This is a genomic window from Enteractinococcus coprophilus (assembly GCF_006716305.1).
Taxonomy (GTDB): Bacteria; Actinomycetota; Actinomycetes; order Actinomycetales; family Micrococcaceae; genus Yaniella; species Yaniella coprophila.
This window is the reverse complement of record NZ_VFOU01000002.1, coordinates 31,911-45,040: the sequence shown is the minus strand read 5'-3', so window position 1 is coordinate 45,040 and position 13,130 is coordinate 31,911. Positions and strand designations below refer to the sequence as shown.

The 13,130-nt window shown below is 57.4% G+C and carries 11 protein-coding genes and 1 tRNA gene; 9 read left to right on the top strand and 3 right to left on the bottom strand.

From position 1 onward, the window contains the following. Nucleotides 1–201 precede the first annotated feature (201 nt). The 5 genes from FB556_RS04995 to FB556_RS04975 all read left to right on the top strand — a co-directional run bounded on the left by FB556_RS04995 (nt 202) and on the right by FB556_RS04975 (nt 3,410). Nucleotides 202–933, top strand: coding sequence for a metal ABC transporter ATP-binding protein (locus FB556_RS04995; RefSeq protein ID WP_141865451.1), 732 nt, complete (start codon nt 202–204; stop codon nt 931–933). Continuing rightward, entirely contained in the window at nt 926–1,825 is a 900-nt protein-coding gene (locus FB556_RS04990) for a metal ABC transporter permease (protein WP_211343995.1), read from the top strand. Before FB556_RS04995 ends, FB556_RS04990 begins: the two co-directional genes overlap by 8 nt. After that, nucleotides 1,825–2,748, top strand: a complete 924-nt coding sequence (locus FB556_RS04985) for a metal ABC transporter solute-binding protein, Zn/Mn family (protein WP_246057270.1) — start codon at nt 1,825–1,827, stop codon at nt 2,746–2,748. Before FB556_RS04990 ends, FB556_RS04985 begins: the two co-directional genes overlap by 1 nt. Before the next feature lie 34 nt (nt 2,749–2,782). Next, nucleotides 2,783–3,262 carry a thioredoxin-dependent thiol peroxidase gene (gene bcp, locus FB556_RS04980; RefSeq protein ID WP_141865447.1) on the top strand — a complete coding sequence of 160 codons (480 nt, stop codon included), beginning with the start codon at nt 2,783–2,785 and terminating at the stop codon, nt 3,260–3,262. 64 nt (nt 3,263–3,326) lie between these two features. Next, nucleotides 3,327–3,410: transfer RNA gene (locus FB556_RS04975), tRNA-Leu, on the top strand. A 109-nt stretch (nt 3,411–3,519) separates the two neighbouring features. Here the strand turns inward: FB556_RS04975 and FB556_RS04970 are convergent. Then, nucleotides 3,520–4,701, bottom strand: a complete 1,182-nt coding sequence (locus FB556_RS04970) for an IS481 family transposase (protein WP_141864361.1) — start codon at nt 4,699–4,701, stop codon at nt 3,520–3,522. A 288-nt stretch (nt 4,702–4,989) separates the two neighbouring features. On the opposite strand from FB556_RS04970, the gene FB556_RS04965 reads away from it, so the two are divergent. The 4 genes from FB556_RS04965 to FB556_RS04950 all read left to right on the top strand — a co-directional run bounded on the left by FB556_RS04965 (nt 4,990) and on the right by FB556_RS04950 (nt 11,377). After that, complete coding sequence (locus tag FB556_RS04965; RefSeq protein WP_141865445.1) at nt 4,990–6,156, top strand: hypothetical protein; 1,167 nt, start codon at nt 4,990–4,992, stop codon at nt 6,154–6,156. Nucleotides 6,157–6,292: 136 nt separating this feature from the next. Continuing rightward, the gene (locus tag FB556_RS04960; protein ID WP_141865443.1) at nt 6,293–7,912 is read left to right on the top strand and encodes an ABC transporter substrate-binding protein; all 1,620 of its coding nucleotides are present in this window, start codon (nt 6,293–6,295) and stop codon (nt 7,910–7,912) included. 68 nt (nt 7,913–7,980) lie between these two features. After that, on the top strand, nt 7,981–9,486 hold the full coding sequence (locus tag FB556_RS04955; RefSeq protein WP_141865441.1) for a malate:quinone oxidoreductase: 1,506 nt from the start codon (nt 7,981–7,983) through the stop codon (nt 9,484–9,486). A 190-nt stretch (nt 9,487–9,676) separates the two neighbouring features. Further along, a complete protein-coding gene (locus FB556_RS04950) occupies nt 9,677–11,377 on the top strand; it encodes an HNH endonuclease signature motif containing protein (protein ID WP_141865439.1) in 1,701 nt (566 codons plus the stop codon). A 47-nt stretch (nt 11,378–11,424) separates the two neighbouring features. Here the strand turns inward: FB556_RS04950 and FB556_RS04945 are convergent, their stop codons facing one another. Both FB556_RS04945 and FB556_RS04940 read right to left on the bottom strand, forming a co-directional pair. Beyond that, nucleotides 11,425–11,703: a hypothetical protein gene (locus FB556_RS04945; RefSeq protein ID WP_141865437.1), complete on the bottom strand. Its 279-nt coding sequence runs from the start codon at nt 11,701–11,703 to the stop codon at nt 11,425–11,427. Nucleotides 11,704–11,728: 25 nt separating this feature from the next. Further along, entirely contained in the window at nt 11,729–12,988 is a 1,260-nt protein-coding gene (locus FB556_RS04940; protein ID WP_141865435.1) for a Na/Pi cotransporter family protein, read from the bottom strand. Nucleotides 12,989–13,130: the final 142 nt, after the last annotated feature.

Genomic DNA, 13,130 nt, shown 5'->3' with positions numbered 1-13,130 from the left:
CATCCAAGAGCCGCGTGGTGTCATATTTGGCTCCCCAAATTTGAATGTTCGTTGAGACGAACATATGATCAATGCACACGACCTCTAGCACCTAGCTACCCTGAGTGACACAGAGGTATTCCCAGAAACCGTGCTCCTGACAAATGGGGTTGAACAGCTTCCCGTGGCGACGCTGCTGGATCGAAGACGAAAGGCCCGTCCGTGCCCGCTGACGTATTGACGATTGATAATCTGCACGTATCATATCGTGGTGTCAAAGCCGTGGAGGGACTGACCCTTTCGATACCGGCCGCCACTATGACGTGCATCGTTGGGCCAAACGGTTCAGGTAAGTCCACCACGTTGAAAGCCGCTCTTGGCCTCGTGGAACGCACAGCCGGGGCAATTCGTTTTTTTGACCAGCGCGTCGACAAGGTACGGCAACGCATCGGCTATGTGCCCCAGCGTTCCACGACCGACTGGGATTTTCCCATCAACGTGTTCGACACGGTCCTGCTGGGCACGTATCCACGGTTGCGTCTTTTTCAACGGCCCGGAACTGTCGAACGCGAGGTCGCTCGCCGGGCGTTAATGCGCGTGCACATGGAAGAATATGCGCATCGACAGATCGCGGATCTTTCCGGAGGACAACAACAACGGGTCTTCATTGCCCGGGCGCTCGCCCAGCAAGCCGACATCTTGTTACTCGATGAACCGCTCATGGGTATCGATGCCGCCAGCGAGCTGAACATTATAGAAATTCTTCGCGAACTCGTCTCCTCCGGCAAAACCGTGGTCATGGTGCACCACGATCTATCGAATGTCGAAAACTATTTTGATCACATCATTATGATCAATAAGCGCCTCATCGCTCAGGGGCCAGTGGCCGAGGCACTGACCGCACAGAATCTGACGGCAACCTTCGGAGCGAATCTGCTAGGGATCGGTGAGTAAGCCAGTGGAATTTTTCTACGATCTTGTGAACTACCCCCACCTGGCTCGAGCCGCCATCACAGCCGTCGTCATCGGTTTGGTCTCAGGCGTGGTGGGTTCGCTGATCATTCTTCGAGGTCTATCGTTGATGGGGGATGCGATCTCGCACGCTGTGATGCCCGGTATTGCGGTGTCGTTTTTCTTTGGCGCCAACATCTTCTTCGGCGCGCTCGTCTCCGGGTTGCTCGCCGCCGCCGGCATCGGGTTTATCAATTCAAATTCCCGGCTGAAACGCGACACCTCGATCGGGATTATTTTCACCGCCTTTCTCGCAGCCGGCGTGATCCTGCTCGCCCGTACAGAATCCTCCGTATCCCTCCAGGCGATCCTTTTCGGTGACGTTTTGGCGACCAGCCCCTCACAAATGTGGCAGTCGGTGATCATCACCGTGGTCATCACCACCCTGATTGTCATGTTTTATAAACAGCTGCAGATCACCACTATGGATGCGCAGCTGGCCACGGCCTACGGCTTCCCTACAAAAATGATCAATTATGCCGTCCTGATCGCTCTGGCGGTGGTCACCGTTTCCGCAGTGCAGACCGTCGGGGTGATACTCGTCGTCGCGATGCTCGTCACCCCGGCGGCGACCGCATTTTTATTGTCCAAAAAATTCTCGACCATGATGATCTTGGGCGCGGTGTTCGGCATGCTGTCGTCAATTATGGGGATGTACTTTAGCTACCGCTTCGAACTCCAGTCCGGCCCGGCGATCGTCCTGGTCGCCTTCGCTATGTTCGTACTGGCGTTCCTACTCAGCCCGCACCAAGGTTTCGTCTGGACCCAACTTCACAAGCTGCGCGACCGCCGCAGCATTCAACACTCCCCTGCCTCTCAGGAGGGCTCTTCGTGATGAACACCACCTGGAAAATACTCCTCGCCAGTATCAGCGCCCTAGCCTTGGCAGGGTGCGGCGATTCTTCTTCGGAGCCGGAAACCTCCGGGACAGTGCAAGCGGTCTCAACGTTTTCGATCCTCACCGACATCGTGGAAGAAATCGGTGGTGAGCATGTTGAGGTTTATAACCTCGTGCCAGTAGGTCAAGACCCCCACGAATACGAATCGACCCCTTCAGATACCAAAGCTCTTTCCGATGCTGATGTTTTCTTCGTCAACGGGTTGAATCTGGAAGGCGGGGAACAAGGGTGGGCCGCGCGTATGGCCAATTCTGTCGAGATGGAAGAAGACCGTTTCGTTGAGACCACGAACGGCGTTGAGCCACTCTATCTGACCGAGGGCGTTGTAGACTCCGTCAACCCTCACGCCTTTTTGGATCCGAATGTGGGCGTCATCATGGCCGAAAATATTGCCGCCACCCTGGTGGAGATCGATCCTGAGAACGCCCAGATCTACCAGGACAACGCGGACGCCTATGTCGGAGAACTCACGGCGATGCATGAGCAGTATCAACAAGAGATTGGCGACCTGGAAGAGGACCGCCGCGTCTTGGTGACGTCAGAACGGGCCTTCCAATACATGGCCGCGCGCTACGATCTGCTGGAAGGCTATATCTGGTCAGTCGATACCGATGACATCGGCACCCCGGATCAAATCATCTCAACCATCGATTTCGTAGAAGAACACCAACCGCCAGCATTGTTCTTAGAGTCCAACGTCGCCAGTGCGCCAATGGAGACCGTGTCGGAAGATACCGGCGTCGAAATCTATGCGACCGTCTTCTCCGATGAGCTCGCCGCCGAAGGCGAACCGGGCGATACGTATCTAGGATTACTCGAAGAAAATCTCACCAGGATATCTGAAGGCCTGCAGCAGTAGACTACCCAGTATCGAACACCTGAAAGGATGATTTATGACTGCAAACCGTCTTTCCGCGGGCGATACTGCCCCGAATTTTTCCCTACCCGACGCCAACGGCAACACCGTTTCACTTTCCGACTTCGCCGGCGAAAAAGTCATTGTCTATTTTTACCCCAAGGCCATGACGCCGGGCTGCACCACTCAGGCCTGCGATTTTCGTGACCGCATGGAGCGCTTTACCGCAGATGGTTACAGAATCATTGGGATCTCCCCCGATCCGGTGACCAGCTTGGATAAATTCACCGAAAAAGAGGGCCTGAACTTCCCGGTGTTGTCCGATGAGGATCACGCGGTCGCCGAGGCGTATGGCGCCTGGGGTGAGAAAAAGAACTACGGCCGCGTCTATGAAGGACTGATTCGCTCGACCATTGTCGTGGATGAACATGGCAAGGTCGACGTCGCACAATACAACGTGAGAGCTAAGGGCCACGTCGACAAACTGCGTCGCGACTTGGGCCTCGAGGCCGCATAATAGGCAATTAGGTAATTTGTTGTGAATGGGCTAAGCTTATTCCTCGGTCCATCACAACGGATTAGCGGGCGTGGCGGAATTGGTAGACGCGCTGGATTTAGGTTCCAGTGTCTTAATCGACGTAAGGGTTCAAGTCCCTTCGCCCGCACACATGTCCTGAGTCGCGACATCGTTGACAGATGAGTCGCGACATGGATGACAAAAGCCGCAGAATGTATTTTCTGCGGCTTTTGTCGTTCCCGGGGTTGTTCATGGGTTCATTCACTGAGGGGTTTGCGCCAGGTCGGTTTCTGATAATCCTTGGTGGCGTCCAAGATATATTCGGTGAGGATCTCGCCGGTGGCCGCATCTGAGATAGTGACGTGGTCGTTGTGGATGAGCATCAGCACTTGCTTGCCGCGGTGCGCGGAGCCGATGCCCAGATGGCGGATTTTGCTGGCGTAGCGCAGTGTGACTTTCCCGTTGTTGTCCACCCGGTCGGTGCGGGTGCGGTATTCGGTGTCATGGGTGGTGTTCGGGGTGGCTTTGGGTAAGGCCGTGTAGGCCTGGGCTGGGGTGCGCCGGTTGATCGCTCGGTGGGGTCGTTCGGTGTTATACCAGGTAGCAAAGGTATCCAAGAGCATTTGCAGTTGTTCTAGGGAGGCCGGCAATGAGCGGGCGCCCAGCCAGCGTTTGAGGGTTTGGTGGAAGCGTTCGATTTTGCCTTGGGTTTGCGGATGTGATGGTGCCCCGTTGCGTTGTTGGATGTGATGGGCGGCTAGCAGTTTTTCGAACCCGTTTTTGGCCCCGGGCCGGCTGGTGAATCGAGCAGTGAACACCATCCCGTTATCCGTCAACGTGGCAGCTGGCGGCCCATAGGTGGTGATCAGCTGGTCCATCACGGCCACGACATCGGCGCTGGTCCACAGGGCTTTGGCCTGGATGGTCAATAGCAACCTGGAATGATCATCTAAGAAATCTAGGATCTCCACCCGGGTGCCATCGACTAAGAACCAGTAGGTGATATCGGCTTGCCAGCACCCATTGGGTAGTTCGGCTTGGAATCGGATATACGAGGATTTCGGACGCTTCTTCGGCTGGGCCACCACCAGTCCGGCGGCGCGCAGGATGCGTTGGATGGTGGAGGTCGATGGCACGTGGAAGCCCTCTCGGGCCAGATGCCAGGCAATGGTCTCTGGGCCAGCATCGGCCCCGTTAGCCACTAGGGTTTGACGCAAGCCAATAACCCGGGCCCGCACCGTCTCGGTCGTCGTTTGCGGCCGGGATTTGGGTGCCTTAGATTGCGGCAAGACCGCCGCAACCCCACCGGATCGATACCGTTGCACGAGCTGATGGACCCATTGCCGGGACACTCCAAACTTCGCTGCAGCCTGAGCAATACTCAAGCCTTGATCTACCACCGAGCGAGCAATAACCAGATTCTTTTGTGAGCTAGACATAGCTCATCATTGCCGGCAGCACTGTCAACGATGTCGCGACTCACCGGTCAACGATCACTGTCCCAAAATGTCAACGATGTCCCGACACATCGGTCAACGGTCTCTTGGGTTCAGTCCAGTCAAAACCTGTCAACGATGTCGTGACACTAGACACCTTCGCCCGCACACATGTCCTCCGGGTAACTGAATACTTCTTCCGAAACCCGCTCTTCGTGAGCGGGTTTTTGCATACCCTAAAGAGACATAAGAGACACAGCGCAAGAGATGTCAGGTCGACGACTAATGGGTATGAGATCACGCAACGAAACACGATGGAATGTCCCATTCCACCACTACGCGTCGTTAGAAGCATTCCTCGCCGCTCCCCTGCAGGTCGGTGGGAACACCTTCAGACACCATGGCCGTGAAATTGATGTACTCATCGAGAACCGCAGAGCCGCAACCACGCTGGTGGTATTCAACGGTGCGATTCCGTTAAATGTGCAATATCTGCCATATTTCACCGGTCGCGGGATTGCCGAAGACCTTGGGCTTAACCTTATTGCGGTTTCTGATCCAGTACTGGCGCATCGCGACATGACGGTCGCCTGGTACCTGGGTGATGAGACCACCGGCCCGCTGCGTCCCATCCTGGTTCCGGCAATTCAGCACGCACTAGAACAGCTCGGCGCAGACCAGACCATCCTCTTTGGCGCATCCGGGGGCGGGTTTGCTGCCGCACATTATGCTCCGTACTTCCCGAACTGCACCGCGCTACTGGTCAACCCACGGCTCACTCTGGAACGTCGCGCCCAAGACAAAATGGCCACCTATCTTCGGCTGGCTCACGGGCTGGATTCCAATGGTGCGATGACCAGCTCTGTCAGGGGTCTGTTGGCCGATTTTGGGCCCACGGATCTTGCTGCGGTAGCCCAACATGGCCTGAATCATGACCTGCTGATCTATCAAAACTTCTTCGATTCCACCTTCTTGCAGCATCACCTTTTACCCTTCCTGCGCGTGGCCGGTGCCGGTCCGCGGTGCTATGTCCGATTCACACACGATGGCCACGGCCATGTGCCAATACCGCCTGCCACGATTCGTGAAATACTCGATGTGTTGGCCTCAGATCGCACCGCTGCTGTTGACGCCGCCGGGTTTTCTCCGGCGTCGGAGGTTTCAAATTTGACCGGTCAGTTCCTTCCAGAGATTGCCGAACGGCTTGATTCTTTGGGTAAAGAAAATCGACGCCTGGGACGTGAACGAGATGCGCTCGAAGTTCAACAGGTCAAACTCCAGGAACGCGTCGCCGACCTCAGATCCCGCTCCGATGCCCTCGATGACAAAATCCGGGTCCTGAATCGCCGAGTGGAGCACTTGCGCACCGAACCGCCTTTGTGGCGGCGCATGTGGCACGTGGTGCCGCGCAGTTTCCGCGAGCGCCTCCAGCGCTTCATCCGGCGCAAGCACGCGTGAGACTACATCATCATGGCCTGTGATGTTGTGCGGCGTCGTCGTGAAGATTTCACTTGTACACTAGAGCCTGGCTACGATAGTGGCACCGAGCATCGCATCGGTGGGTCCAGATCAAATTGAGTGCGGAAGGATTTCAATGCATCTTTCCCGACGCACCGTGCTGGCCGGACTCGCCTCCCTCGGGCTTGCGCCATTGATTCGTGCAACCTCAAGCACTCCCACACCCGCCAGCGAAGTGATCACTCCGGAGCCCGGCGCCAAAACGTTCCGCATTGGCGTGCCAGCGAAGGCTTTGACCACCGATCCTGCGGTGACCAATGACGTGGAAACCCACCGGCTGGCCCGGCAGGTGTACCAGACGCTGATCGGGGTGGATGAAGAAACCGGCGAGACGATCCCCCAGTTGGCGGCCGACTGGACGGTGTCAGACAACGGTCGCGAAGTGGTCTTCGAGCTCGAGCCCGACCTCACCTTCCACGATGGCACCGAGCTGACCGCCGACGTCGTCGTGGATAATTTCCAACGCTGGGGCACAGCCGATAAAATGCTGGGATCACAGTTAGATGATCTAGGCAGGCTACCGTTTTCGAACGTGTTTGGGGGCTTCACCTCCGAGGATGCCTGCCTGCTCGAGACGGTTGAGGCCACCGGTCAGCTCGAGGTGACTGTCACGCTGCGGAGTCCGGTGACCAACCTGATTGCCGCACTAACCCACCCGGCCTTTAGTATCACGTCCCCCGCGTCCTGGGCGGAATTTGATGCAGCCCTGGCCGATGGGCTACCGCTGATCCCGCTGGCGGGTACCGGCCCGTATCGCTGGGGCGCCCTAGACGGGGCAACCATACATCTCGACGCCGTAGATGCCGAGCACGACGTCGAAGTATTCTCGGTACCCAATCTGCACGAACGCCTCTATGGCCTGTCCACCAAACAACTGGATGTATTCGATGGGGTCTCACCTGCGGTGCTGCGTGAGCTGGTGCAATCCGGCTACCAGGTGCTGCTGCGCGACCCGCTGGCCGTATTGTATTTGGGCATCAATCAGGCCCACCCGGTGCTGGCCAACTTGCACGTGCGCCAAGCGGTAGCCCACGCCCTGTATCGCACCGACATGGTTGATACGCTGCACCTTGATGGTTCGTATGTAGCCCACCAATTCAACCCGCCGTCACTATTAGAACGCACCGACGACGTCGTCACCTACAACGCCGATGCGTCTCGGGCCGCTGACCTCTTGGCCGTATCCGGGTATGACGGCGAGCCCATTGAGTTTTGGTATCCGACCGGGGCCGAACGCGTCTACATGACGCAGCCGCAGAAACTCTTTGCACACCTGTCAGGGCGGTTGACGGCCGCGGGATTCAACATTGTGGCCAAACCGGTGCCTTGGACTGATGGCACTTATATGCGCTCGGTGCTCGGCAAAACCACCGGGCGCGGACTGCACCTGTTCGGGCGGAACTTTTTTGTGCGAGATGCCCTGTACGTGCTCGCTGATTTATTCGAATACCCCAATAAAGAATTCGGGTGGGACAACCCGGCCGTGACGCAGGCGCTCACCGCCGCGCGTACCGAAGAGGACCCGCAGCTGCGCACCGCCCTGCTGCAGCGGGTGGAGGCCGCCATCAGTTTAGATATCCCGGCGGTGCCCCTGACCTTCCCGATTACGGCATTGGCTTCGGGGCACGGCGTCGGATTTTATCCCATCTCACCGGTGCTGGATGAGCAGTACGTCCGCGTGCGGCTGACAGACTAAAGATTTCCGTTTTGACTATGCGCCGGTAGTAGAGTTGCATGGTTAGAAGTGTTCAGTTGAACAGATCAATGAGGATCAGGAGTTACAACGTGCCGCAGTCAGGATCATCCCCCGAAGTCGATGTTGTGTTGATCGGGGGTGGGATCATGTCGGCAACCTTGGGCACCATGCTCAAGGAACTGGAACCGAACTGGTCCATCGCACTGTATGAGAACCTTCAGCAGGCCGGTCAGGAATCATCTGACCCGTGGAATAATGCCGGCACCGGCCACGCCGCACTGTGCGAGCTGAACTACGCGCCCGCCCAGCCCGATGGTTCCGTGAACATCACCAAAGCGTTGAACATCAATGAGCAGTACCAGGTTTCGCTGCAGTACTGGTCGCATCTGGTCAACAATGGCACGCTGACAGATCCCAACAGCTTTATTAACTCCCTGCCACACATGTCCTTTGTGTGGGGTGATGACCACGCGAAATACTTGCAAACCCGGTATGAGGCAATGGCGCCGAACCCGTTGTTTGAGCAAATGCAGCACACCGAAGACCATGACGAAATCGCCGCCTGGGCGCCCCTGCTGATCGACGGACGGGCTTCCGGCCAGCGCGTTGCGGCTTCCCGCTTTGAACACGGCACCGACGTCGATTTTGGTGCCTTGACCCGGCAGCTGATCGACAAGATGGCCGACGGCGGCGCCGAAATCCACTACGGCCACAAGGTCACCGGCCTGACCCGAGACACCGACGGCCGCTGGTCCATCGACGTCAAAGACCGCTTGAACGGTGAAAAATTCACCACCAAGGCACGCTTTGTATTCATCGGTGCCGGTGGCGGTGCACTGGAATTGCTGCAATCTTCGGGCATTCCCGAGGCCAAAGGATTTGGTGGGTTCCCGATCTCCGGGCAGTTCTTGCGCTCCACCAACCCGGATGTCATCGAACAGCACCACGCCAAAGTGTACGGTCAGGCCGCCGTCGGCGCCCCACCGATGTCCGTGCCACACCTGGACACCCGTTTTGTCGACGGACGCCGTTCGCTGATGTTTGGTCCCTATGCCGGATTCTCGACGAACTTCTTGAAGACCGGTTCGTTCTTCGACCTGCCGAAGTCGGTTCGCCCACATAACCTGGGCACGATGCTCAACGTAGCCAAGGACAACTTCGATCTGGTCGGCTACCTGGTCTCCGAGGTCACCAAGACCCACGGCAAGAAAGTTGATACGCTGCGCGAGTTCTACCCCAACGCCGTCGATGGCGAATGGGAACTGATCACCGCAGGCCAGCGCGTCCAGGTTATGAAGAAAGACCCGGTCAAAGGTGGCGTGCTGCAATTTGGTACCGAGCTGGTCTCGGGCGCCGAAGGTTCGATTGCTGCGCTGCTAGGGGCCTCCCCCGGTGCTTCCACCGCCGCACCAATCATGGTCGAGCTGTTGCGTCGCAGTTTCCCAGACCGTTTCACCGGTTGGGAAGCCACGCTGCATGAGATGATCCCCTCGCTGGGGCAGCGCCTCAACGATAACCCGACCCTGCTGGCCGAGATTCGCAAGGAAACCGACAAGACGTTGCAGTTGGTCTAACGCTCACCTACAAGTCCCAGGCTCGATGATTGCGGGCCTGGGATTTTTTGTGCCCACAGGGAGTTCCTCCGCTCATTGAGTCAGTTGTGGATACTCGGCAGTCTGCGTGTGGTTATCCACATTGCCGGCCCCCCTAGCTCACTCCTGGTGGCTTGGAGTGCCACGATGGGACACCAAGGAGGTGCACCCCATGACCACAACACAACCGACCGCCGACGTCGTCGACAGTCCCGTGGACTGGGGTGCATTCACCACCGAGGAAATCCACGCGGCCATGCGCGGCGCCTACACTGAACTAGACGCCCGGGAAGAAGACGCCCCGACAGACGGCGTGTTACATCGTTCGATACAACTCGAGGAAACACTACGCGCAGCCACCCCGCTGCAATACCGCTACGCCGGACTGCTCAAAGACGCATTCGAACGCGAGCCGCTCCGAGACTGCGTGAACCTGCCACAGGGCAAGACGGCCTTTCGAGATGCCACCGATTTTCTTGCAAAGACCCACGGGATCCGGGCGAATGAAGCTGCCTCGCGGCTACGACTGGCCGCATCACTGACGCCGGCACGAGTAACCGACGTCGAACGCAAAGACGATGTGGGTGAGACGCATCTGCCGATCCTCAGTCGGTTTCAAGGGCAAGTCCATCCCGGAAAATTGACGTCGGCGCTATCCATGCTGGACGAGATCGATAGGAATGCGGAGGCGGCAGGCAGAGACGAAACCTTCCGCACCAAGCTTCGCCAGCTCACTGAAAAAGACCTTGCCGAGAAGATTGAACACACTACACCGGAAGAATTCAGCCGGTATGTTTCACAGCGCAAGAAGGATCTGCTGGCCTCGATCGATCCGCCCGAGGGGAATTTCATTCAGGCACACACCAATATGATGTATGACGTCCGCCGAATCGGGCCGGTACGCGGCAACAAGAATGCGATCGGCTACGAGATGGTGGTTGACCCAGAGTGCGACGAGATACTGCAAACCTATTTGATGGGCCGTACAAACCCGCGTGGCAAAGACGATAGGGACACGGACCTTGATACGCGCAGCCGAGGCCACCGACGCATGGCCGCGCTGTGTGACGCGTTGAAGTTTGTGACCGCAAACCTCGACAAGACTGGCTTTCGTGGGGCCAGTGGTGCCCACGCTCAGATGCTGGTCCTGATCGATTACCCGACCCTGCTGGACGGGTTGCGTCGAGAAATTGGCGATCATCTGCCCGAGATCTCAGCGGCGCAACGCGACAGGCTCCTAGCAACCCTTGCCAAAGACCGTGAAAACACGCGTCCGGGCAGCACAGGGACTCATCTAGCAGAGGTACCCGGTGACACCAATGGCACCCACCCACCACCTGATACGCCTCCATCGACGATCCGTCTCGGTGACAATGTGATTTCTTTGCCCCCGCCGAAAACCACGAGTATCGACGACATCTTGGACGACGACAACCTCGACCGATTGCATCCGAGGATTTCTCAAGGTGTGTACACCCCATACTTTCCACCGGATATTTTGTTGCGGATGCATTGCGATGTTGGGGTCACGCCGGTCACGCTAACAGGTAATCAACAGGTATTATCCGTGGGGACCGCTGTGCGGCATTTTCGTGAGCATATTCGAAGAGCCATCCAGGCTCGTGATCGAGGATGCGCGGTTCCAGGCTGTCATGTGCCGGCCTCGCTATGCGAAATTCACCACGTCCAACCGTGGTCCCGTGGCGGTGCCACCAGCACCGATAACGGCGTCATGCTGTGCAGTCATCATCATGCTGCGATACATGCTCAAGCTTTAAAGATCACGAAGGTGGACGGCGAATTTCGTTTTATACTCCACCCGCTGATCGATCCCGACCAGCAACCACGGGTCAACTACTTCTTCCAGACCTAGTAGGGGCATTAACGCACAAAACCCGCCTAGCCGGCGGGTGGTGAGCGTTACATTTGGCCCCAGGGATCCTTGGTCTCGACAATACTATGTCGAAAAAACTCTCGAACTTTTTGCCAATCTACGGTGGCCTGGTCAAGATGCTCGACCATTCGCGAGATCTCTGCGTGCTGTTCAATTCTGCGTTCCACTTGTGCACGAGCTTGCATACGGCGTCGTACTTCGTGTTGCAAGTGCACCAAGCGCTGATCAGTTTTAGTGAGCAGCTCCAAAAGTTCCTGATCCGTAAGGTTGCGCAGTGCCCTATCGGAAGGATTAGACGTGGTCATATCTTCTCCTAGGTCTCCGAAGGGTTTAGAACAGCGAGCTAATACCGATCATGATAGCCGGAAGCACGACGAACAGTCCTGCCAACCAGGCGACGACATAGAGCTTGTTCTTCGCCCCCAGGTTCCCCAACCAGGTTGCTCCGATCACTGGGAGGGGGCGGAGGAACGGCACGCAGAAGATGACCAGTGCAGAGAAGAGGTTATAGAACAGGTGTACCGCAGCTGCAGTCATGGCCGCAGCAGCAGCGGAACCGGAGAAGCCAAACGCTGCAATCATGGCCGTCATGGTCGTGCCGATGTTGGCGCCAACGGTAAACGGATAAATCTGCCAGATCGAGAACTTCCCGGAAGCGGCCAGTGGCACAGCGAGCGAGGTGGTAGTGGAAGACGATTGAACCATCACCGTGATGAGCAGACCGGAGAAGATACCCGAGATCGGGCCACGGCCAATAGCGCTGTGGAATACCTTTTCCACGTTGCCGACCAGCAGGACTTTCAGCATGCTGGAAATGAACCGAATGACAAGGAGAATGCCCGCTACGCCCAACACGATCATGGCGAGGCCAGCCCACATTGGGGGCATGAGACCAAGCAGGCTGGCTTCCACGAGATCGGCGCCTGGGTCCGTCACCGCGGTAACGGCGTTCCCAAGGCCCGTAAAGACCGTGGCGATGACGCCGCCGTCGGAACCCATGGTCGCACCAGCAAACCACGTGCTGACCCGATCCAGGATTCCAAAGGCCCACTCTAGTGGGAAGAAGATCGCGACCGACAGCAGATTGTACATATCGTGTACCGAGGCTGCGGTGAATGCGCGGCGAAACTGGTTGCGGTCCCCTGCTGCACCAAGAGAGACCAGGGTGGAGGTCATGGTGGTGCCGACGTTGGCGCCCATCAGGATGGGGATGGCAGCGCCCAACGGCAGACCACCGGCTACCAAGCCCACCACGATTGAGGTCGTCGTTGAAGACGATTGGGTCAGCACGGTGGCCAGGATACCGATGACCAGACCAACGACGGGGTTTTGTGCAAATGAGAAGATTTCTTCTGCGCGGCCACCGGTTGCGGCGCCGAATCCTGATCCAATGACGCTGACTGCGGTGATCAGAATGTACACGGCGAAGACTACGGAGAACCATTCAACGATTGTCCGGGTTCTGCCGGTGATAGGTAAGCGATCGAGGAGACCTGGACGCTTGACGGGGGTGGTGTCTTCCTCAAGATGAGGTGCGTCGTGAATCGGAGCGTGGAGGATCTGGCGCTCAGTCGAGTTATCTAGGCTCATACCCGAGTTGTTCCCTTTCCTGCGGGTGATGTCGCGCCTAGTGAAACACTGCAAGGTAAACCGGAGGTAAACAACGAGTCAATGTCGGGTTTTGGGCCTCAACTGTGACACCTTTTCCTGCTCATCCACGTTGTGAAACAGG

What these genes read in the sequence shown, in the direction of transcription:
- FB556_RS04985 (WP_246057270.1), top strand. Translation starts at nt 1,825, where the DNA reads ATGAACACCACCTGGAAAATACTCCTCGCCAGTATCAGCGCCCTAGCC.
- bcp (WP_141865447.1), top strand. Translation starts at nt 2,783, where the DNA reads ATGACTGCAAACCGTCTTTCCGCGGGCGATACTGCCCCGAATTTTTCC.
- FB556_RS04970 (WP_141864361.1), bottom strand. Translation starts at nt 4,701, where the DNA reads ATGTCTAGCTCACAAAAGAATCTGGTTATTGCTCGCTCGGTGGTAGAT.
- FB556_RS04965 (WP_141865445.1), top strand. Translation starts at nt 4,990, where the DNA reads ATGAGATCACGCAACGAAACACGATGGAATGTCCCATTCCACCACTAC.
- FB556_RS04960 (WP_141865443.1), top strand. Translation starts at nt 6,293, where the DNA reads ATGCATCTTTCCCGACGCACCGTGCTGGCCGGACTCGCCTCCCTCGGG.
- FB556_RS04955 (WP_141865441.1), top strand. Translation starts at nt 7,981, where the DNA reads ATGAGGATCAGGAGTTACAACGTGCCGCAGTCAGGATCATCCCCCGAA.
- FB556_RS04950 (WP_141865439.1), top strand. Translation starts at nt 9,677, where the DNA reads ATGACCACAACACAACCGACCGCCGACGTCGTCGACAGTCCCGTGGAC.
- FB556_RS04945 (WP_141865437.1), bottom strand. Translation starts at nt 11,703, where the DNA reads ATGACCACGTCTAATCCTTCCGATAGGGCACTGCGCAACCTTACGGAT.
- FB556_RS04940 (WP_141865435.1), bottom strand. Translation starts at nt 12,988, where the DNA reads ATGAGCCTAGATAACTCGACTGAGCGCCAGATCCTCCACGCTCCGATT.